The sequence below is a fragment of the Bradyrhizobium sp. I1.14.4 genome (genome assembly GCF_050435825.1).
GTDB lineage: Bacteria > Pseudomonadota > Alphaproteobacteria > Rhizobiales > Xanthobacteraceae > Bradyrhizobium.
In genome coordinates, this window is sequence record NZ_JBNDLA010000011.1 from 173579 (window position 1) to 193599 (window position 20021).

General features: G+C 65.2%; 15 protein-coding genes. 9 read left to right on the forward strand and 6 right to left on the reverse strand.

The window, feature by feature from the left end:
• Nucleotides 1-116: 116 nt before the first annotated feature.
• Entirely contained in the window at nt 117-941 is an 825-nt protein-coding gene (map, locus tag ABIB78_RS22885; RefSeq protein WP_429028851.1) for a type I methionyl aminopeptidase, read from the forward strand.
• Between the two features lie 31 nt (nt 942-972).
• Here map and ABIB78_RS22890 read toward each other — a convergent pair whose 3' ends face one another.
• Entirely contained in the window at nt 973-1692 is a 720-nt protein-coding gene (locus tag ABIB78_RS22890) for a DNA-3-methyladenine glycosylase I (protein ID WP_429028852.1), read from the reverse strand.
• Between the two features lie 241 nt (nt 1693-1933).
• Here ABIB78_RS22890 and radC point away from each other — a divergent pair, with 241 nt between their 5' ends.
• From radC to ABIB78_RS22915, 5 genes are all read left to right on the forward strand, one after another.
• Nucleotides 1934-2647, forward strand: a complete 714-nt coding sequence (radC, locus tag ABIB78_RS22895) for a RadC family protein (RefSeq protein ID WP_429028853.1) — start codon at nt 1934-1936, stop codon at nt 2645-2647.
• 533 nt (nt 2648-3180) lie between these two features.
• Nucleotides 3181-5298 carry a glycogen debranching protein GlgX gene (glgX, locus tag ABIB78_RS22900; RefSeq protein ID WP_429028854.1) on the forward strand — a complete coding sequence of 706 codons (2118 nt, stop codon included), beginning with the start codon at nt 3181-3183 and terminating at the stop codon, nt 5296-5298.
• Between the two features lie 197 nt (nt 5299-5495).
• Complete coding sequence (locus ABIB78_RS22905) at nt 5496-7361, forward strand: sigma-54-dependent Fis family transcriptional regulator (RefSeq protein ID WP_429028855.1); 1866 nt, start codon at nt 5496-5498, stop codon at nt 7359-7361.
• A 106-nt stretch (nt 7362-7467) separates the two neighbouring features.
• Nucleotides 7468-9048 (forward strand): hypothetical protein, encoded by a 1581-nt coding sequence (locus ABIB78_RS22910; protein WP_429028856.1) that lies wholly within the window; start codon nt 7468-7470, stop codon nt 9046-9048.
• The gene (locus ABIB78_RS22915; RefSeq protein ID WP_429028857.1) at nt 9048-9452 is read left to right on the forward strand and encodes a hypothetical protein; all 405 of its coding nucleotides are present in this window, start codon (nt 9048-9050) and stop codon (nt 9450-9452) included. Before ABIB78_RS22910 ends, ABIB78_RS22915 begins: the two co-directional genes overlap by 1 nt.
• 9 nt (nt 9453-9461) lie before the next feature.
• Here the strand turns inward: ABIB78_RS22915 and ABIB78_RS22920 are convergent, their stop codons facing one another.
• From ABIB78_RS22920 to ABIB78_RS22935, 4 genes are all read right to left on the reverse strand, one after another.
• Nucleotides 9462-10217: an SDR family oxidoreductase gene (locus ABIB78_RS22920; RefSeq protein WP_429028858.1), complete on the reverse strand. Its 756-nt coding sequence runs from the start codon at nt 10215-10217 to the stop codon at nt 9462-9464.
• 415 nt (nt 10218-10632) lie between these two features.
• A complete protein-coding gene (locus ABIB78_RS22925; protein ID WP_429028859.1) occupies nt 10633-11187 on the reverse strand; it encodes a flavin reductase family protein in 555 nt (184 codons plus the stop codon).
• A 79-nt stretch (nt 11188-11266) separates the two neighbouring features.
• Entirely contained in the window at nt 11267-12367 is a 1101-nt protein-coding gene (locus tag ABIB78_RS22930; protein WP_429028860.1) for an LLM class flavin-dependent oxidoreductase, read from the reverse strand.
• A gap of 418 nt (nt 12368-12785) precedes the next feature.
• Entirely contained in the window at nt 12786-15122 is a 2337-nt protein-coding gene (locus tag ABIB78_RS22935; RefSeq protein WP_429028861.1) for a mechanosensitive ion channel family protein, read from the reverse strand.
• A 321-nt stretch (nt 15123-15443) separates the two neighbouring features.
• Here ABIB78_RS22935 and ABIB78_RS22940 point away from each other — a divergent pair, with 321 nt between their 5' ends.
• The 3 genes from ABIB78_RS22940 to ABIB78_RS22950 are packed head-to-tail and all read left to right on the forward strand — an operon-like array spanning nt 15444 to nt 17830.
• Nucleotides 15444-17174, forward strand: a complete 1731-nt coding sequence (locus tag ABIB78_RS22940; RefSeq protein WP_429028862.1) for an ATP-dependent Clp protease adaptor ClpS — start codon at nt 15444-15446, stop codon at nt 17172-17174.
• Nucleotides 17175-17228: 54 nt separating this feature from the next.
• Nucleotides 17229-17552, forward strand: a complete 324-nt coding sequence (locus tag ABIB78_RS22945) for a type II toxin-antitoxin system RelE/ParE family toxin (protein WP_429028863.1) — start codon at nt 17229-17231, stop codon at nt 17550-17552.
• Complete coding sequence (locus ABIB78_RS22950) at nt 17549-17830, forward strand: helix-turn-helix domain-containing protein (protein WP_429028864.1); 282 nt, start codon at nt 17549-17551, stop codon at nt 17828-17830. The genes ABIB78_RS22945 and ABIB78_RS22950 overlap by 4 nt, the downstream gene beginning before the upstream one ends.
• Before the next feature lie 52 nt (nt 17831-17882).
• Here the strand turns inward: ABIB78_RS22950 and ABIB78_RS22955 are convergent, their stop codons facing one another.
• Nucleotides 17883-19976, reverse strand: coding sequence for a tetratricopeptide repeat protein (locus ABIB78_RS22955; protein WP_429028865.1), 2094 nt, complete (start codon nt 19974-19976; stop codon nt 17883-17885).
• Nucleotides 19977-20021 lie beyond the last annotated feature (45 nt).

Sequence of the window (20021 nt, forward strand, 5' to 3'; positions counted from 1 at the left end):
GCGGAAAATCAGGCCATTTGGACATTGACCCCATGCCCAACCTTGGCTTGCGCTGGGCGCACCGATCATTAAATTAGAGCCTGAAATCAGCCCCTTGCCCGCAGAAACATCCGCCCATGAGCTATATCGACGCCACCGACACTTCCCTTCGCAAGACCGGCCAGATCAAGCTGCACGGACCGAGCGGCTTTGCCGGCATGCGCAAGGCCGGCGCCTTGGTGTCGAAATGCCTCGATGCGCTCACCGACATCGTCAAGCCGGGCATCCCGACCTCCGTCATCGACGAGTTCGTCCGCAGGTTTGCGTTCGACCACGACGCCTATCCGGCGACGCTGATGTATCGCGGCTATCGCTACTCGACCTGCACCTCGATCAATCACGTGGTCTGCCACGGCATGCCGGGCGACCGCCCGCTGAAGGAAGGCGACATCGTCAATGTCGACGTCACGTTCATCGTCGACGGCTGGTACGGCGATTCCAGCCGGATGTATGCGATCGGCGCCATCGCGCGGAAGGCCGAGCGGCTGATCGAGGTGACCTATGAGGCGATGATGCGCGGCATCGCCGCCGTCAAGCCCGGCGCCACCACCGGCGATATCGGCCACGCCATCCAGAGCTTTGTCGAACCGCAGGGCATGAGCGTGGTGCGCGACTTCTGCGGCCATGGCCTCGGCCGCCTGTTTCACGACGAGCCGAACATCATTCATATCGGCCGCCCCGGCGAAGGCGCGCCGCTGAAGCCCGGCATGTTCTTTACCATCGAGCCGATGATCAATCTCGGCAAGCCGCATGTGAAGATCCTGTCCGACGGCTGGACCGCGGTGACCCGCGACCGTTCGCTGTCGGCGCAGTTCGAGCACTCGGTCGGCGTTACCGCCGACGGCGTCGAGATCTTCACGCTGTCCGAGCGCCACGGCGAGAAGCCTTGGGTTCAGGTGTAATTGGGCGCAGGTGTAATCAGCCGCGGCGCGATCAATAGTCGCTTCGCGTGCGCTCGACGATCTCCTCGGGCGTGTGGTTCTCTCCGATCGACATCGCGCAGATCCGCGACAGATGCAGATAGGACAGCCCGGTCTCCTCCGCCCAGGCGTTGAACTGCGCCTGCACCTTGGCGAGATCGCGCTTCGACTTGACCTCCTCGGCGATATCGAGGCCGCCATCGCGCAGGCAGGCGACGACGTCGCGCGAGGTGACGAAGCCGTCCCAGCCCAGAAAGCGCAGCAGCATCTGCCCGGTGTTGCCGCCGAGCCGGCTGCCGCGCTTGGCCAATAGCTCCAGCAGCCCGATCTCGTCCGATGCCGGCCAGGCCGCGAGAAACTTGCCGAAACTGCCGTGCTCGCGCGCGATCTCCTGAACAAAGCGGCCATTGTCGCGCACCAACATGATCTTGGCGCCGTTGCGCACGATCCTGGTGTCGCTGACGAGCTTCTCCCAGAACTCATCGGGCTTGAAGGCGAGCTTGGCCGGCTGAAAGCCGAGGAACGCTTCCTCGAAGCCCGGCCATTTGGCGTCGATCACGCTCCAGGCGAAGCCTGCGCAGAACACGCGTCTGGTCATCTCGGCCAGCACGCGGTCGTCACCGAGTTTTGCCAGCGCTTTTGCGCCCGCCGGCGGCCGCAGCAGTTTCTCGAGCGCCTTCGGCCCGCCCTTGCGCTTCTCGGCGCGCGCCCGGATCACCTTGAACGACGTCACGCTGCCCTCCCCTTTCGATCTCGTTGCAGCCAACGGTAATTCGCCCGTCGCATCGTGGCAAACCGGGAAGTGGGTGCCTCACACACGATCGTCATTCTGGCGAAAGCCAGGACTCATTCGCGGTGTCATCACCCGCGAAAGCGGGTGATCCAGTATTCCAGAGACGCCGGTCGAGCCGGGCGATGACCGTGGGTTGCATCGGCCCTTGCAAAACCCGGCAGGCACGGCATGGTTGTGACCGATGCCCGCCAAACCCGATGCCAGCACGGACGACACCGACGAGACGCCGCACTATCACGGCCATCGCGAACGGCTGCGCGAGCGCTTCTACGCGGCCGGGCCTGACGCGCTGACCGACTATGAGCTCCTGGAAATGGCGCTGTTCGCCGCCATCCCGCGCCGCGACACCAAGCCATTGGCCAAGGCGCTGTTGAAGAAGTTCGGCTCGTTCGCCGAGGTCGTGCACGCGCCGGTGGCGCGGCTGCGCGAGGTCGACGGCGTCAAGGATGCCTCGATCCACCAGATCAAGCTGCTCGCCGCGGCCGCCGGCCGGATCGCCAAGGGCGAGATCAAGCGCAGCGTCGCGCTGTCATCGTGGAACGACGTCATCGACTATTGCCGCACCAGTATGGCGTTCGCCGACAAGGAGCAGTTCCGCCTGCTGTTCCTCGACAAGCGCAACCAGCTGATCGCCGACGAGGTGCAGCAGACTGGCACCGTCGATCACACCCCGGTCTACCCGCGCGAGGTGATCAAGCGCGCACTGGAATTGTCCGCGACCGCACTGATCCTGGTGCACAATCATCCGTCCGGCGACCCGACGCCGTCGCAGGCCGACATCCAGATGACCAAGGCCATCGTCGACATCGCAAAGCCACTCGGGATCGCCGTGCATGATCACATCATCGTCGGCAAGAACGGGCACACGAGCTTCAAGGGCATGCGGTTGATTTGAGCCCGCGTCGTCCCGGCGCAGGACGTGCCTTCGACGCGACATGCCAAGCAACTTGTTCGGCGTCATCACCCGCGCATTGTTTAGCCCGGAGACATGGCTGACACCTGTTCCGACACATCACTGACAGGTTGGCCGTTGGTCGTTGCATGCAGCACGTGAGGTGAGCACATCAGTCAGGCTCCCTCCCCCCCTTGCGGGGGAGGGCGGGGAGAGGGGTGCCGCTTGCTCCGCTGTTCGACGAATTGGCGGGAGCCTCGTCCGCCACGGCGGAGTGGATGCAGCAACGCGCGATCACTCGCATCACGCTTGGGGCCACCCCTCTCCCCAACCCTCCCCCGCAAGGGGGGAGGGAGCCCGAGCCGTGTGCTCACATCACCATTGTTCGGAAGTTACGCGCACTGCCTTGCGTCACACGACCATGTGCAACTGCCGCTAGAATAACCAATGCAACGTTTTCCGCGCGCCGGCGTTTGTTGCAGGTTGATTTTGACGGCTTGTTCAAGGATGGGTTTGTCGCAAGCTTTGGGGGACCGATGTCCGATTTCGTCATTGAGGAAGGGCTGCCCTATCCGCTGGGTGCCCACTGGAGCGGCAACGGCACCAACTTCGCGGTGTTTTCCGCCAACGCCACCAAGGTCGAGGTCTGCCTGTTCGACGGCGAACGCGAGACCCATCGCTTCGAGCTTCCCGAATACACCGACCAGGTGTTTCACGGCTTCATCAACGGCATACAACCCGGCACGTTCTACGGCTATCGCGTGTACGGCCCGTATCAGCCCGACGGCGGCCACAGATTCAACCCGAACAAGCTGCTGCTCGATCCCTATGCCTGCGCCCATGCCGGCAGCCTCACCTGGAATCCGGCGGTGTTCGGCTACAAGATGGAGAGCGGCGACGATTTGACCTTCGACGAGCGCGACAGCGCGCCGTTCATGCCGAAATGCGTGGTGGTCGATCCCAATTTCGACTGGGTCCAGGAGGCGCAGCGGCAGAACGTGCATTGGGACGAGACCGTCGTCTACGAGACCCATGTGAAGGGCTTTACCAAGCAGCACCCCGGCATCCCTGAAAACCTGCGCGGCACTTATGCCGGCTTCGGCTCGGATGCCGCGATCGATCATCTCAAGGCGCTCGGCATCACCTCGGTCGAGCTGCTGCCGGTGCATTCCTTCGTCAACGACAGCAATTTGCTGGAAAAGCACCTCACCAACTACTGGGGCTACAACACCATCGGCTTCTTCGCGCCGGACCCGCGCTATGCCGCCGACGTCGCCAACAGCCTGCGCGAGTTCAAGGAGATGGTGTCGCGGCTGCATGGCGCCGGCCTCGAGGTGATCCTCGACGTCGTCTACAACCACACCGCCGAAGGCAATGAGCGCGGCCCGACACTGTCGTTCAAGGGCATCGACAATGCGAGCTATTACCGGCTGCTGCCCGACAAGAGGCGCTACTACATCAACGACACCGGCACCGGCAACACCGTGAACCTGTCGCATCCGCGGGTGATCCAGCTGGTGATGGACAGCCTGCGCTACTGGGCCGGCCACATGCATGTCGACGGCTTCCGTTTCGATCTCGGCACCATCCTGGCGCGCGAGGTCTATGGTTTCGACGAGCAGTCCGGCTTCCTCAAAGCGATGAACCAGGACCCGCTGCTCGCGACAGTCAAGCTGATCGCGGAGCCGTGGGACTGCGGTCCCGGCGGCTACCAGGTCGGCGGCTTTCCGCCGGGCTGGGCGGAGTGGAACGACAAGTACCGCAACACCGTGCGAGATTTCTGGCGCGGCGAGGCCGCGCCCGGCGCCCTCGCGCCGCGGCTGCTCGGCTCGCACGACGTGTTCAACCGCGAGGGACGCCGCACCTGGGCCAGCGTCAACTTCATCACTGCGCATGACGGGTTCACGCTGAACGACTGGGCGAGCTACAACGGCAAGCACAATGAGGCCAATGGCGAGAACAACAACGACGGCTCATCCGACAACCACTCCTGGAATTGCGGCGCCGAAGGCCCGACCGACAATCCCGAGATCCGCAGCCTGCGCGAGCGCCAGAAGCGCAACATGCTGGCGACCCTGCTCGCCTCGCAGGGCACGCCGATGCTGCTCGGCGGCGACGAGTTCGGCCGCACCCAGCGCGGCAACAACAACGCCTATTGCCAGGACAACGACATCTCCTGGCTGGATTGGAGTTTTTCCGACGATGCGAACAGGCTGCTCGCCTTCACCAGGCGGATGATCAAGCTGCGGCGCGACTATCCGATCCTGCGCCGCAGCCGCTTCCTCTCCGGCGATCGCGATCCCCAACTCGAGATCCGCGACGTGGTCTGGATCAATGCCTCGGGCGCCGAGATGTCGCAGGCCGACTGGACTACCGGCTGGATCAAATGCTTCGGCATCGTGCTCGACGGCCGCGCGCGCAAGACCGCCATCGCCCGCGAGGGCGAAGACGACACGGTGCTTGTGATCCTCAACAGCTATGAGGGGGTGGTCGACTTCAAGCTGCCGTCGACGTCGGCCGGCCCGCACTGGTCGCTGCTGCTCGATACCAACGCGCCGGAGCAGGCGGCGGGCGCGCAGTTTGCGTTCGAGGGCACGTACAAGGCCGTCGGGCGCTCGCTTGTATTGCTCACCGCCGGTGAGCCCAGAGCATGATGATGTAGATCGAAAGGCGGCCGCGCAGGGATTGCGCCCCCTCTCCCGCTTGCGGGGGAGGTGGAATGAGTCCGCGGACCGCGGCTCGCGCCATCCGCTCCATACACCCAACGTCCCTCCCCGCGACCCCGTCGGCCAATTGACATTCGCCGTCGGGCTGCCAGACTTCGCGGAAAATTAGGGGTGGAGACCTCTGGATGGCCAATCTTTCGGCCTCAAATCACGTCGCCCGTGTTTTGTCGGCGGCCAATCAGGTGGCCGGCGTCGACACTGGCTCGCGGATTGCAACGTCCTGGCGGCGCTGCCTGGTCAATCACAACCTCGATCCGGCCCGGCGCGGGCCGCCGCAGACCCTGACCGAGGCCGAGGTCCGGCACATCGCCGAACCGATGGAGGACCTGATCCAGGTCGCGGTCCCGGAGCTCGAGGACCTTGCCCGGGTGCTCCACGACTCCGGCTACTGCGTCAACCTCGCCGACCCCAACGCCACGATGCTGGTGAGCCGGCTGCCCGGGGGCGATTACGCGCGGATGTTCCTGGAGTGGAAGATCTACACCGGCTCGAACTTCGCCGAGACCTTCGAGGGCACCAACGGGCTCGGCACCGCGCTCGCCGAGCAGCGGCCGATCATCGTGCATGGCGACGAGCATTTCCGCGAGCAGTGGCACATGTTCACCTGCGCGGTGTCGCCGCTGTTCGACCATGCCGGGCGGCTCGCCGGCGCCGTCAACATCTCCTCGTGCCGCAGCGATCTCGGCCGCAATGCGCATGAACTGGCACTCGCCGTCACCACGGAGGCGACGCGGCGGATCGAGCAGTCGTTCTTCCGCCGGCGCTACCGCGCCTCCTGGATCGCGACGCTGCCCGGCGACGGCCATGGCATGCTCGCCTATGACGACGACCGCCGCGTGGTCGGGGCCTGCCGCACCGCGCGCGGCGAGTTCGGCCTGACCGACGCGATGATCGATGACGGCATCGACCTGTCGCATCTGATTCAACTGGACGATCGCGCGACGCACGCTGCGGACGAGGCGGTCACGCTGCGCCGGGCCGACGGCACGCCATGGGGACGCGGCCATCTCGCGCCGCCGGTGCGTGCGCGATCTCCCCGCCCCTTGCCCGCATCGCCGCGCGAAAAACCGGTCGGACAGTTCAGCGGCCTGCACAGGCTGGCCGGCCGCGACCCCGTGCTGATCAAGGGCGTGAAGCGGCTGATGACGGTCGGCAATCTCGATCTGCCGATCCTGCTGCATGGCGAGACCGGCGCCGGCAAGGACGTGTTCGCGCGCGCCATCCACGCCGCCAGCAATCGCGCCGGCCGCAACTATGTCGCGCTGAACTGCGCGGCGATGCCGGAGAGCCTGATCGACGCCGAACTGTTCGGTTACGAGGCCGGCGCCTTCACCGGCGCACGGCGCGAGGGATCGAAGGGACTGATCGTGCAGGCCAGCGGTGGCACGCTGTTCCTCGACGAGATCGGCGACATGCCGCTGGCGCTGCAGACCCGGCTGCTGCGGGTACTGGAAAATCGCGAGGTCTGGCCGCTCGGCGCACTGAAGCCTGTACCGGTCGATATCCGCCTGATCAGCGCCACCCATCGCGACCTCGCGCGGATGGCCGAGGACCGCACGTTCCGCTCCGATCTGTATTACCGGCTGCGCGGCATGGAGGTCCGGCTGCCCGCCTTGCGCGAGCGTGCCGACAAGCGCGATATCATCGCGCAGATAGCCGACGAGGAAGCGCCGCACTGCCGCATCTCAACCGAAGCCTGGGCGGAGCTGATGGCCTATCCGTTCCCCGGCAACATGCGCCAGCTCCGTCATGTGCTGCGGCTCGCCGGCTGCACCGCCGAGGGCAGCGTCATCACCGAAGCCGATCTCGATCTGCCGCCGTTCGGCGCGCGCAGTGTGGAGACCGATCATGCGGCGGCCGAGCGTGCGGCGATCGTCGAAGCGTTGCGCACCAATGGCGGCCGCGTGAGCGACGCGGCCAGCGCACTCAAGCTCAGCCGCGCCACGCTGTACCGCAAGATTAAGGCGTTGAGGGTCGGGCTGGACGGCTAGCCCGGCTATTTCGGTCCAACGACATCCGACAGCGGGCTGGCTTGTTCCGGTCGCGCGAAAACAGTGATACGATGCCGCTTTCCTTCAACGCCACGGAGCGGGTCCTATGAAACGGTTTCCCCTCGCTGTGGTCGTTGGCCTGGTTGCCGCGACCATTTCGCAACCTGCCGCCTCGGATTCTGAACAACGCCTGGGCAAAGTCCATTTTGCGACGTCCTGCAAACCGGAGGCGCAGGAACTGTTCGATCGCGCCATGCTGTATCAGCATTCGTTCTGGTACAGCGCATCGCGGCGCACCTTCGAGGAGGCGCTCGAGGCCGATCCGCAATGCGCCATCGCCTATTGGGGGATCGCGCTCAGTTATCTGTACAACCCGCACGCTCCGCCACCGCCGGACAACCTTCCCCGCGGTCTCGAAGCCGCGAAGAAAGGCCAGGCGCTGAATGCGAACACGCAGCGCGAGCAGGATTACATCAATGCGATCGCCGCGATGTATGTCGACTACGACAAGGTCGATCACCGCACGCGCGTGCAGAGATTCCTGGCGGCCGAGGAGCAGGTCGCGACGCGCTATGCCGACGATGACGAGGCGCAGATCGCGTATGCGATCACGCTCAACGTCGCGGCGTCCCCGGCCGACAAGACCTATGCCAACCAGCTGAAAGGCGCGGCGCTGCTCGAACCGATCTTCAAGCGCCAGCCCGAGCACCCGGGCATCGCGCACTATCTGATCCATCTCTACGACTATCCGGCGCTCGCCGAGAAGGGCCTCGACGCGGCGAGGCGCTATGCCAAAATCGCGGCCCGCGCGCCGCATGCCCAGCACATGCCGTCGCACATCTTCACCCGCGTCGGCTATTGGAAGGAATCGATCGCCTCGAACAGGGAATCCGCGCGCATCGCCAAGGAGGATGGCGAGCAACAGGACCAGGCGCACGCGATGGACTACCTGGTCTATGCCTATCTGCAGCTGGGCCAGGACAACGAGGCGCGCGCGGTGGTCGACGAACTCGCCACGCTTGACTTCAAGCTCGATCGGTTCGCGGGCCCTTACGCCGTGGCGGCGAGCCAGGCCCGCTATGTTTTCGAACGCGGCGACTGGAAGGCGGCTGCCGCGCTTCAAGTGCATCCGACCAAATACGCCTACGCGGATGCCATCACCTATTTCGCGCGGGCGGTCGGCGCCGCGCGCTCCGGTGACCCGGCTGCCGCCAAGGCCGATATCGCGAAGCTGGTCGAGTTGCGCGACAAGTTGAAGGACGCGAAGGACGCCTACTGGTCGAACATCGTCGACATCCAGCAACAGATCGCGAGCGCCTGGGTGCTGTACGCCGAAGGCAAATACGACGAGGCGCTCAGCGCGATGAATTCCGCCGTGGAGGCGGAAGACAGGACCGAGAAGCATCCCGTCACCCCGGGCCCGCTCGCACCGGCGCGCGAACTCTACGCGGCAATGCTGCTCGATCGCGGCATGGCCAGGGAAGCGCTTGCCGCCTATGAGGCCGTGCTCAAGAAGGAGCCGAACCGGCTGGCGGCCTATGTCGGGATGATCAAGAGCGCCAGGGCGTCCGGCGATCAGGCGAAGACCCAGGAATGCGCTGTGCAGATTGCCCGGCTCACCGCGGATGCCGATCTATCGAGGCCGGAGCTGATCGAATTGCGACAGACAACCGGAAGCAAGCTTTGATGCCGCTGATAACATGGCGCAACGGTGGGACGGCGCTGCTCGGCGCCGCTGCGCTATGTCTCTGCCACGTGCCTGACCTCGGCGCGATGGAGATCCTCGGTCAGGCCGGTGTCCTTGGCGAATGGGAGCTGACCGGGCATCTCACCGAAAGCGGACCGGACGCACGCGGGCAATTCTCCGGATCGCTGAAGATGAAGCATGTGGGACTCTGCACACAGGACGGACCGGAGGAACGCGCCGGAGAGATCCGACTGCAATTCATGGGTGCGGATTCGCAGGTCACGGCGGAAATGGTGCTGGACGGCGCACCCTGCACCTACAGCGCCCGCAAGACGCACAGTTACGAGGGGACGCTGTCCTGCGCGGGCCGCGCGCCCGTCCCGCTGCTGGTGTGGCTCAAATAGCGGCTGCCGTCAGGCTGCCGGCCGCGAGCGGCGCAACCATTCGTTCAGATCGATGCGGCCGATGCGGGCCTCGCCCAGCGGCACCAGTGAGTGCTCCTCGACCCGACCGCCCCAGTAGAGTGCATCAGGGTCCTTCACCACCTGACGCGGATCGCCGGTTGCCTTCAGGTAGCGGGCCACGATTTCGTTGAACGGCGCGCGATCCGGACCTGCGATCTCGACGATGCCGTTGCGCGGCGGCTCGAGCGCCACATCGGCGACGAGCGCCGAGACGTCCTCCGCCGCGATCGGCTGGAACAGGCCGGGCGAGAGCCTGATCGTATTTCCATCTCCACTCGCGTCGGCGATCGCCCCGACGAATTCCATGAACTGCGTCGCGCGGATGATGGTGTAGGGAATACCGGAGGCCTCGATCAATCTCTCCTGCGCCACCTTGGCGCGGAAGTAGCCGTTCTCGGGCGTGCGGTCGGCGCCGACGATCGACAGCGCGACATGATGCTTGACGCCGGCCGGCTTCTCCGCCGCCAGCAGGTTGCGGCCGGAGGTCTCGAAGAATTCCATCACCGCCTTGTTCTCGAACGATGGCGAATTGGCCAAGTCGATCACCACGGCCGCGCTGGCCACGGCCTCCTTCAGCCCCTCGCCCGAGATGGTATTGATGCCGTTCTTGGGCGAAGCCGCGACGACCTCGTGGCCGCGCTGGCGCAGAATGGCTGTTGTCCTGGAGCCGATCAGTCCGGTGCCGCCGATGACAACGATCTTCATGATTGGGTCTCCCTTGTCGATGACGAGAGATTCTGGGGCGCGCGCTGCCACCGCATCGGTCGCTCCTGCTTGCGCGACGGCGCTTATAGCATGCGCGTGCGTCGATCGCGCGTTCGTCAAATTGATCACGATCGGTCAGCAGTGCTGATTGACTATTGGGGAGAATGGCTTGCGCTCGGCCGAAGAAAGCTCTCCAGCTCTACCGGCCAACGCTACACGGGTAGGCCAAGGCGTTGACGATCGGGCTGAACGGTTAGCGAGTTCGTATTGTATCTCCGTCATGGCCGGGCTTGTCCCGGCCATCCACGTCTTGGCCGTACGGGAAGTAAAGACGTGGATGCCCTCCACAAGGCCGGGCATGACGAGTGCAAATAGTGTCGCAGCGATCCAAACGATCGCGGATTTGATCAAACCCTCAGGAAAACTCGTTCCAGCTGATGCGGCGCGCGTCGAGGTCGCCGAGCACGACGGGATCGTGGATGTTGCGGACGCTCTGGAAGCTGCTGCGCAGGTAGATCAGCGGGTCGACCGTGGTCGCGGCGCGCACATGCTGGACTTCGCCGATGAAGATCGAATGGGTCTTGGTCTCGAGCTCCTGGGTCAACACGCAGTCGAACGCCGCGACGGCATCCTCCAGCACCGGGGCGCCGGTCGCGCCGGTGGTCCAGCGCCCAAACGCAAAACGGTCGTCGCCGTTGACACCCTTCTGGCCGGAGAAGGTCAGTGCCAGCAACGCGTGCTCCTCGTTCAGGAAGTTGATGACGAAATGGCGCTCCGCGCGGATCCGCTCGTGCGCGCTGGCATTACGGTTAACGCAGACCAGGACCGAAGGCGGATTGTCCGACAGCGAGCAGGCCGAGGTCACGGTCAGGCCGGTGCGCTGCCCGCTCTCGGAGCCGACCGTCACCAGGGCAACGGCACCCGCGCAATGGCGCATGGCCTGCTTGAAACTCTGTGCGTCGACCGTCATGCCGCAAACCTCGATGAAGACACTCCGTTAAAGATATGCGACGCGGGGTGCGAGGCAAGCCCCGCACCCTGCGCACCAGTCATGCAGCCTTCTCGAACTCGGCTCCGAGATGCTTGAGCCGCGGCATTACCTCGTTCTTGAGCAGGTCCAGCGAGTGCCGCCAGGCTTCCGGCTTGTGCTTGTAGTCGAAGCCGAACACGCAGAGGACGCCGAAGCCGCCGACCTCCCGGTAGATCTTCTCGATCTTCTCGGTGACCGTCGCGGGCGAGCCGACGATCCAATTCCGGCGCGCGCAATATTCGACGGTGACGTCGCTATCGGGCACGTCGGGCGCGTGCTTCAGGTAGTCCTTGAAGCCGAAATGGCCGAGCAGAGGCAGGAAATACTCGCCCATCATCCGGCCCATCATGTCGCCGGTCGACAGTTTCCACGCCTCTTCATCGGTGTCCGCCACGAACACCTCGCGCACCAGCCGCCAGTCCTTGCGGCTCGGCTTGCGGCCGGTCTTGGCCGCACCAGCTTCCACCGAATCCCAGTGGCTGCCGACATAGGCCGGATTGAGGTTGAGGCTCATCGGAATGAAGCCGCGCTCGCCGGCGAGCTTCAACGTGTCCGAGTTCTTCGACAGCCCGGCGACGCCGATCGGCGGATGCGGTCCCTGCAACGGCTTGATGTGCGGCTTGAGGAAGTCGAACATCGTGTCCGGCTTGCTCACCGTCCAGAACTTGCCCTTGTGCGTCCAGGGTCCAGGCTCGGACCACATCTTCAGGATGATCTCGAGCGCCTCGCGGGTCATGTCGCGGTTCTGGCCCGACATGCCGTCGACATTGAACATCGCCCAGTCGCTCGGCAGGCCCGAGGCGGCGACACCGAAATTGAGCCGCCCGTTCGAGAGATGGTCGAGCATCGCGACGCGGTTCGCAAGTTCGGCCGGGTGATGATACGGCAGCAGGAAGCCGCCGGGCCCGATGCGGATGTTCTTGGTCTGCAGCAGCGCCTGCGCCACCAACAGATCGGGCGACGGGTGCGGCTCCCACGGCGCGGTGTGATGCTCGCCGATCCAGGCTTCCTGATAGCCAAGTTCGTCGAGCCAGCGCAGCGTCTGCAGATCCCAGTCGTGGCCCTCCTTCAATCCGCACTCCGGCGGGTGCGAGGGCATGGTGAAGTAGCCAAGCTCCATGTGCGTTTCCTTCCTTCGCTTGTGATTCAGTCATGCAATGCGTCTTGCCGCGCATTCGCACGACAATCAGCAAGCGCTGTGCCAGCGGAGGAAATCGCAGGAGAGAAGGAGAAAGGCGGCGTTTTCGGTCAAGTGTGAGCCGTGCCTCGGGCCCGGCAAGGCCCTTGCCGTCTCATCGTCGCGAGACGGTGTCGCAACGATGAGACTCGCCGATAGGCATTCAGCTAGTTTGCTCCCTCTCCCCGTTCTTACGGGGTCGAGACGAGCGAAGCTCGCTCTTAGAGGGTTGGGGTGAGGGGCTACCTCCGCACATACGGAGACAGATACTCTCGCGGAGACTCCCCCTCACCCGAATTCGAGCTTCGCTCGAATTCGACCTCTCCCCGCAAGCGGGGCGAGGTGAAACGAAGCGAGCAAATCAGCCCGCGGCGCGACGCGGCTTCGCGTTGGAATCCGGCTCGGACGGCGCGGGAAGCTGCATCAGGATGGTCTGGCCCATCGAGGCGATCTCGATGCCCTCCTCCTGGAAGCGAAGCTTCATGCGGCGGTTGAACTCGCGCTGCACCGACCAGCGGCCGCCGTCGGTGCAGCGGATCTGTCCGACGATGGTCACGACGGAGCCGTCGACCTTGTCGACGCCCCACAATTCGAGATCGCCGCGGATCAGCGCGCGATATGCCGTCTCCTGACGCATCCCGGCGACGATATCCTTCAGGATCTCGCCGGCGCGGTCGGTGTCCTCCTTGTAGGACACGTTGACGCTGACCGCAGCGTTGCCGGCGCCGCGGCTGGCATTGGTGATTGTCGTCACCGCGCTGAACGGCACAATATGCACGGAGCCGTCGCCGGCGCGCAGCCGCATGGTGCGGATCGAGACGTTCTCGACCACGCCCGAGAGGCCCGACACCGTGACGGCGTCGCCGACCTGCACGGTGTTCTCGATCAGCAGGAACAGCCCGGTGATGAGGTCCTGGACCAGCTTCTGCGAGCCGAAGCCGATCGCAATGCCGACGATGCCGGCGCCGGCGAGCAGCGGCGCGACATTGACGCCGATCTCGCTGAGCGCGGTGAGCCCGACCACCGCGACGATCATGCAGAACAGCGCGGTGCGCAGCATCGGCTGGAAGGTGCGCAAGCGCGCGGCGCGGGCGAAATGCCCCTCGCGCGACAGCGCGTCGATCTGCCGGTCCATCACCGCGTTGGCAACTTCCCAGATCGCGGCCGCGGCAAGTGCCGCAATGCCGATCGTCACCAGCGCCGAGATCAGACGGCTGCCGATCTGGCCGCCATAGAACCAGACGACGGCGTCGACGCCCCAGACCTCGAGCAGCGCGACGAAACCGATCAGCGCGATCACCGCCGTCACCACCTTGCGCAGCAGCGGCAGATAGCGGTTGGCGCGCGTCTCCAGTCCCGGGAAACGCTGCATCAGGTCCGGGCTGATGCGGAAGCCGCGATCGATCAGGCTCAGCACCACCATGGTGACGAGGCGGGTGACCAGCAGCACCGCGACGGTGCCGACGAAATATTGCAGCAGTAGCGAATAGCCGTTGCGGATGTTGAGCGCCCACACCGCCCACAGCGCGAGATCGAGCGCGATCGCCAGCACATGCCAGAGCGCGGCGAGACGGTTGCGCGTCCGCGCCGCGATGCCGGTGCGATCGGCCGGCGCGCGGATGGCGTCGGCGACCTGCCGGCGGCACTGCAGGATGATGACGACGACGAACAGATGCACGACCAGCATCACGAGCCGCAGCAGCGCGGCGTAGCCGGCGCGACTGAGGCCGAGCAGCAGCGCGACGTTGGCGAAGGCGATGCCGGAGACACCGACGGCAACGATGCGCCGCGCCCAGATCTCGATGTAGGCGGCGGTCTCGGCGCGCACCCGGAACAGGCCGAATGGACCGGCCAGCGCGCGCACCGCGCAGATCAGCGCGCGCGAGAACGCATAGGCGTTGACCACGGCCAGGATCACGAGCCGCGTGGTCGACTGATCGCCGATCTCGGTGCCGAGCAGCGCGGTGGCGACGCCGACAAAGGCGACTACCGGCAACAGTTCGAGCACGAGACGCCCGAGCACGAATGGCAGCCGGACCAGCGACTGCCAGGCCCGCGCCAGGCTGAGCCGGCGGCGCTGCGACTCGGGCTCCGGCGTGACGTCGGCAACCGACGATGGCGGATCGACACTCGCGAGCGCCTGCGCCGGCACGCGCGCGGTCTGCGGCAGCCGCGTCTCCAGGTACGCGACCGGCCGCTTGATCAAGCGGAACACCACCCATTCGGCTGATAGCGCGCAGCCGAACACCAGCGCCAGCTTCCAGGCGATATCGATCAGCAGGCCATAAGCGGCCGGATCGTTGGCGGTGCGCACGAACCAGTAATAGAACGACGGGAAATTGGTCAGCGTGCGTGCGACGCCGGCGATCTCGCGCGACGTCTCGCCGACCTGCTCCGAGACCATCAGCAAGAGCTGCGCACCGAGGCTGTCCGCGTTGAGCGGGATCGACGAATGCTGCTCGGGCGCCGGCTGCGCTTCCTGCGGCGAGGCGTTGGCGATGGCGCGCAGCGTGTTGATGATCTCGCCGCGCTTGGTGTCGTCCTGCAGCGTCTCGAGCGCGCGCTTCGCCTGCTCTGATGTCAGCGCGTCGCTGGTACCGGGTTGCGCCGGCGCCGGCCTGGCAGCCGGCTGCGCGAGCGCGGGAGAGACGAGCAGGGCGAAGACGAGAAGGATCGCAAAACGAAACTTGTGCGACATGAGGGCCTCTTATTAAAAGTAATTGCGCGACGGCAAATCCTTGAGAGGAAGCTGCTCTCGCGCTCGCGCCATGTCGGATCGCCCCTTTTCGCCCCGATGATGTGTCGGAAGTTTGCCGCTGTGGCGGCCATCTTTTGGCATTTGCGGCAACACAACCGTCACAAGCGTTGAGTGGCGTTTACGCATGCAGGCGTACCGGACCCTGGCCCGCCGATCGGCCGCACCACACGCCAGGGCTGAGATCGGACAATCTTTCGCTTGACGCGCAGCTGCCGCCATGATGTTCTTATTTTGTTCTTTTCGTTGCGTTTCGGAGGCCTCATGCACGACGTCTTTGCCGATGACGGTCCGGTACAGCTCTTCATTCACGACGACGGCGAGACGCCGCTGGTATTCGTGCAGGACCTACTGCGCACGGTATTCGGGAAATCCCAACAGGAAGCCATCGCTACCGCTGCGCTGATCGAGGCCAGGGGCGCCGTTCCGTGCGGCCCCTATCCAGCACCCGTCGCACGGGCAATGTTCAACAGCGCCAAATGGTTGATCCGCTCCAACGGCCACCCGTTGATGATCACCAGCGAATCCGCCGATGCCAGCCGCCCCTGCGATCTCTGCGAAGCCCCGAACGCCGTGACGGAGATTATTCTCTCGGGCACCACGGCCTCACTGTGCAGGGACTGCCTGCTCGCCGCGCGTCGCAGCTCGGAAGAATTGCCGAGCCACGAGTTTCGATACGCTTTTGTTGCGCTCGATTGGCATTTCGCCGGCGTGCCGCGCAACCTGATCGTGACGCGGGCACGCCAGTTTCCAGGCCACATGCGCGCCGACGTTCAGGTCGCGATCGACAAACTGCTCACCGACCCGATCCACTTCTTCGGGATCCACGAGGAATATCGTTACGAGACGATTGGATTTGCGTCCTTGATGAAGGACAGCCGTAATGCGCCGGCGATCGCGCCTCCGCAGTATCAAGACGTCGATATCGGCGAGCCTGAGCCGGTGAAATGCCTCGTCAACGGCTTGTGGCTGTGCCGGTCCGGCACGTTACGCTACGCCGTGCTGCTGACCTATCATCGCGAATATGACCGCGAACCCGCCGTTCGGATCGAGATCGCATTGCCGGCGGGCTCGGCTGGCGATGCCTTCGTACAGCCGACCTTTGCCGCGCTGGAAGCCGCTGTACACGCCGCGCGATCCTATCGCGGCAAGATACTCTCGCTCGAGGGTGGTTCGGACTATCGCGGACGTTCGCGCGGCGTGACAGTGCATCGGCTGCCGACGGTTGCCCGCGATGACGTAATCCTGCCGGAACGGACGCTGCGGCTGCTCGACCGCAATGTGCTCGATTTCGTCGAAAGCCGCCATCTGCTGCGCGGGCTCGGGCAGTCGACCCGCAAGGGCATCCTGCTCTATGGCCCGCCCGGCACCGGCAAGACCCACACCATTCGCTATCTCGCCACCAACCTGCCTGACCATACCACGCTGATCATCACCGCCGAACAGGTCGGCCTGCTCGGCGCCTATATGAACCTCGCCCGGCTGCTGCAGCCGACCATGGTCGTGATCGAGGATGTCGACCTGATCGCACGCGACCGAGAGGACATGGGCGGGCCGTGCGAGGAATCCCTGCTCAACAAGCTGCTCAACGAGATGGACGGCCTGAAGGAGGATTGCGACATCCTGTTCCTGCTGACCACCAACCGCCCCGAAGAGCTCGAGAGCGCGCTGGCCGGCCGGCCCGGCCGCATCGACCAGGCGATCGAGATGCCGCTGCCCGACGAGACCGGACGCGGCAAGCTGATCCGGCTCTATGGCAAGGGCCTGCCGCTCGCGCAGCCCGTCATCGACGACGCCGTGCGACGCACCGAAGGCGTCAGCGCTGCCTTCATCAAGGAGCTGATGCGCCGACTCGCCCAGGCCAGCATTGTCCGTGACGATGGCGGGGAGATCACCGCCTTCGACCTCGACGGCGCGGTCAGTGAAATGCTGTTCGACGGCGGCCGGCTCAACGCCAAGCTGCTCGGTGGCGCGCAGGGGATGAGTGCGACGTGATGGGGCACAGGCTTACACCACTTGATGCTATCTCAAAAATGAGATATCCTTTCGATGTCGTGGCGTGTGGAAATCCTCAATGAGGTCGTTGCAGCCGAAATAACGGCATTACCGACTGACATGCAGGCGCGTTTCCTCCGTCTCTCCGAACGTATTCTTGCCGCTGGGTTGGAAGGCTTGGGAGAACCGCACGTCAAGCACCTGACAGGCAAGCTGTGGGAGTTGCGACTAACCGGGCGTGACGGAATCGCACGAGCACTCTACGTGACGGCTTCTGGTCGGCGAGTCGTAGTCGTTCGGGCGTTCGTCAAGAAATCTCAGAAGACGCCACCGGCGGAGATCGAGTTGGCGTTGCGCCGAGCAAGGGGAATTGCATGACCATTCCGTTCGAAAAGCTCAAGGCGCGCCTATTGGCTAACCCCAAAGTCCGGGCCGAATACGACGCACTTGCACCCGAGTTCGAGATCGCAGCAGAACTGGTGAAGGCGCGTCGACGCGCGGGACTATCGCAATCCGAGTTGGCAGCCAAGATGGGCACCAGTCAGTCGACTGTCGCTCGCCTTGAAAGCGGCCAAACGCTCCCGAGCACCAAGACGCTGCTGCGATTTGCCAAGGCAACCGGCAGCAAGTTCCAGGTCCGGCTCTCGGCGGCGTAACACTCTGCCAAAGCAGCAGACGATCTGCCCACCTGTCAGCGCTGTTGGCTGACTATTTCCGTAATGCCTGCGGCAGCAGCAACGCGCGCTCCCCTCGCGCGACGCGGGCAAGCTCGTCCGACATCCGCGCCAGCACACGATCCCAGGCCTGCGGCTTGTCCTGGCGGAACAGCCGCATGGTCGGATACCAGGGCGTGTCGGCGCGATCGCGCAGCCAGCGCCAGTCGAGCGCATAGGGGCACAGCATCCAGACCGGGCGGCCGAGCGCGCCGGCGAGATGCGCCACAGAGGTGTCGACGGCGATGACGAGATCGAGCGCGCAGACGGCCGCCGCGGTGTCGGCGAAATCGCCGAGCGTCGGCGCAAGGTCGACGATATCGGAACCGAGACGCCGCAGCACCGGAGCATCGTCGGGCCGCGGCTCCTTCTGCAGGCTGTAGAGCTGGACGCCAGGTGTGACCAGCCGCGGCAGCACGGCGTCCGCCGGCAGCGAGCGCTGGCGGTCGCCCTTGTGCCTGGGATTGCCGGCCCAGACCACGCCGACCTTGAGCGCGGTCACGCGGGCAAGCGCCGCGCGCCAGCGCGCGAGCTTGACGGCGTCCGCCTGCAGGTAGGAGACGGCTGCGGGAATGGTATCGACGGTGGTGTGGAAGATCCGCGGCAGGCTCAGCAGCGGCAGTTGCAGGTCGAACGGCGGCAACACCTCGTCGCGGGCGAACACCGCGACATCGGGCAGCATCGGCCGCAGCAGCGAGACCAGTGCCGGCTGCACCTGCAGAATGATCCGGCCGCCTTTGCCCGCCAGCAGCATCGGCACATAGCGGACGAAATTGATGGCGTCGCCGAGCCCGTATTCGGCGAACAGCAGCAGCGTGCGTCCCGCCAGCGGCTCACCCTGCCATTCCGGCTCGTCGAACACGGGATCGCCGTCACTGAGCATCTTGGTCTTGCGGCGCCACTCGTACTCTTCGAAACCCTCCTCGAACTCGCCGTTCATCAGGAGGAAATGCGCATGGTTGTAATGCGCCAGCGGCTGATCGGGATCGAGCGCAATGGCCCGACGCGAGGCCACCAGCGCCGCATCGATCTCGCCGGCATTGCGCAGCGCGACCGCAAGGTTGGCATAGCCCTTGGCGTAATTGGCGTCGAGCTCGACGGCGCGCCGATGCGCCGCGACCGCCGCCTCGACCAGATTCTGCGCCTCGAAGATGATCCCGAGATTGGTGTGCGCGGCGGCGTAATCCGGCTTGAGCGCCAACGCGAGCTCGGCGCAGGCAATGGCGTCGTCGACCTGTCCAAGCTCGAACAGGCAGGCACCGAGATTGTTGAGGATGACGTGATCGGACGGATCGCGGGCCGAGACCTGCCGATAGATGCGGACCGCCTCCTCGCGCTCGCCCAGTTCGTGCAGCACCATGGCAAGCAGGCGCTGCGGCACGAAATTGTCGGGTTCGAGCGCGGTCGCGCGGCGATAGTGCAGGATTGCGTCCTCCAGCCGGCCCAGGCGGTAGAGCGCCGCGCCAAGGCCGCAATGCAGCCCCGGATTATCGGGATCCGCGCCAAGCCCGCGGCGATAGGCGGTGACGGCGGCGTCGAGCTTTTTCTGATCGGTCAACGCATTGCCGAGATTGAGCCAGACGCCGCGATAGGCCGGATCACGCGCGATCACCTCGCGATAGGCCTGCTCCGCCTCGACCGGCCGCCGCTGCCCGGCCAGGGCAACGGCGAGATTGAACCGCGCCCGCGTCAGGCCGCCATCGAGTGCGATCGCGCGGCGAAACGCCGCCTCGGCCTCGTCGAAACGCGACAGATCGCACAACGCAACGCCGAACTTGATGTGCAGGCCGGCATCCTGCGGCCGCAGCGTCACGCCGCGCTGGAACGCCGCCGCCGCGCCCTCGCGCTCGCCCTTCACGGCGAGCGCATCACCGAGCGTGGCGAAGGCCGGGCCATGATCCGGATCGAGGCTGAACACCCGGTTCAGCAGCACGGCACCTTCCGCGGCGCGGTCGGTCACGAAGGCGATGACGGCAGACAGATGCAGCGCCGGAACATGATCGGGATCGGCGGTGAGGATGTTGCCGCACAGCGTGCCGGCCTCCGTCGTGCGGCCCGCACCATAATGCGCCACCGCATCCAGCAACATCCGATCAACCGCCACACTGCCCACGATACCGCCCCCACCTCTCAA

Excerpts from the sequence above, each read along its gene's own strand:
- map (WP_429028851.1), top strand. The coding sequence starts at position 117 with ATGAGCTATATCGACGCCACCGACACTTCCCTTCGCAAGACCGGCCAG.
- radC (WP_429028853.1), top strand. The coding sequence starts at position 1,934 with ATGCCCGCCAAACCCGATGCCAGCACGGACGACACCGACGAGACGCCG.
- glgX (WP_429028854.1), top strand. The coding sequence starts at position 3,181 with ATGTCCGATTTCGTCATTGAGGAAGGGCTGCCCTATCCGCTGGGTGCC.
- ABIB78_RS22905 (WP_429028855.1), top strand. The coding sequence starts at position 5,496 with ATGGCCAATCTTTCGGCCTCAAATCACGTCGCCCGTGTTTTGTCGGCG.
- ABIB78_RS22910 (WP_429028856.1), top strand. The coding sequence starts at position 7,468 with ATGAAACGGTTTCCCCTCGCTGTGGTCGTTGGCCTGGTTGCCGCGACC.
- ABIB78_RS22915 (WP_429028857.1), top strand. The coding sequence starts at position 9,048 with ATGCCGCTGATAACATGGCGCAACGGTGGGACGGCGCTGCTCGGCGCC.
- ABIB78_RS22920 (WP_429028858.1), bottom strand. The coding sequence starts at position 10,217 with ATGAAGATCGTTGTCATCGGCGGCACCGGACTGATCGGCTCCAGGACA.
- ABIB78_RS22925 (WP_429028859.1), bottom strand. The coding sequence starts at position 11,187 with ATGACGGTCGACGCACAGAGTTTCAAGCAGGCCATGCGCCATTGCGCG.
- ABIB78_RS22930 (WP_429028860.1), bottom strand. The coding sequence starts at position 12,367 with ATGGAGCTTGGCTACTTCACCATGCCCTCGCACCCGCCGGAGTGCGGA.
- ABIB78_RS22935 (WP_429028861.1), bottom strand. The coding sequence starts at position 15,122 with ATGTCGCACAAGTTTCGTTTTGCGATCCTTCTCGTCTTCGCCCTGCTC.
- ABIB78_RS22940 (WP_429028862.1), top strand. The coding sequence starts at position 15,444 with ATGCACGACGTCTTTGCCGATGACGGTCCGGTACAGCTCTTCATTCAC.
- ABIB78_RS22945 (WP_429028863.1), top strand. The coding sequence starts at position 17,229 with ATGTCGTGGCGTGTGGAAATCCTCAATGAGGTCGTTGCAGCCGAAATA.
- ABIB78_RS22950 (WP_429028864.1), top strand. The coding sequence starts at position 17,549 with ATGACCATTCCGTTCGAAAAGCTCAAGGCGCGCCTATTGGCTAACCCC.
- ABIB78_RS22955 (WP_429028865.1), bottom strand. The coding sequence starts at position 19,976 with ATGTTGCTGGATGCGGTGGCGCATTATGGTGCGGGCCGCACGACGGAG.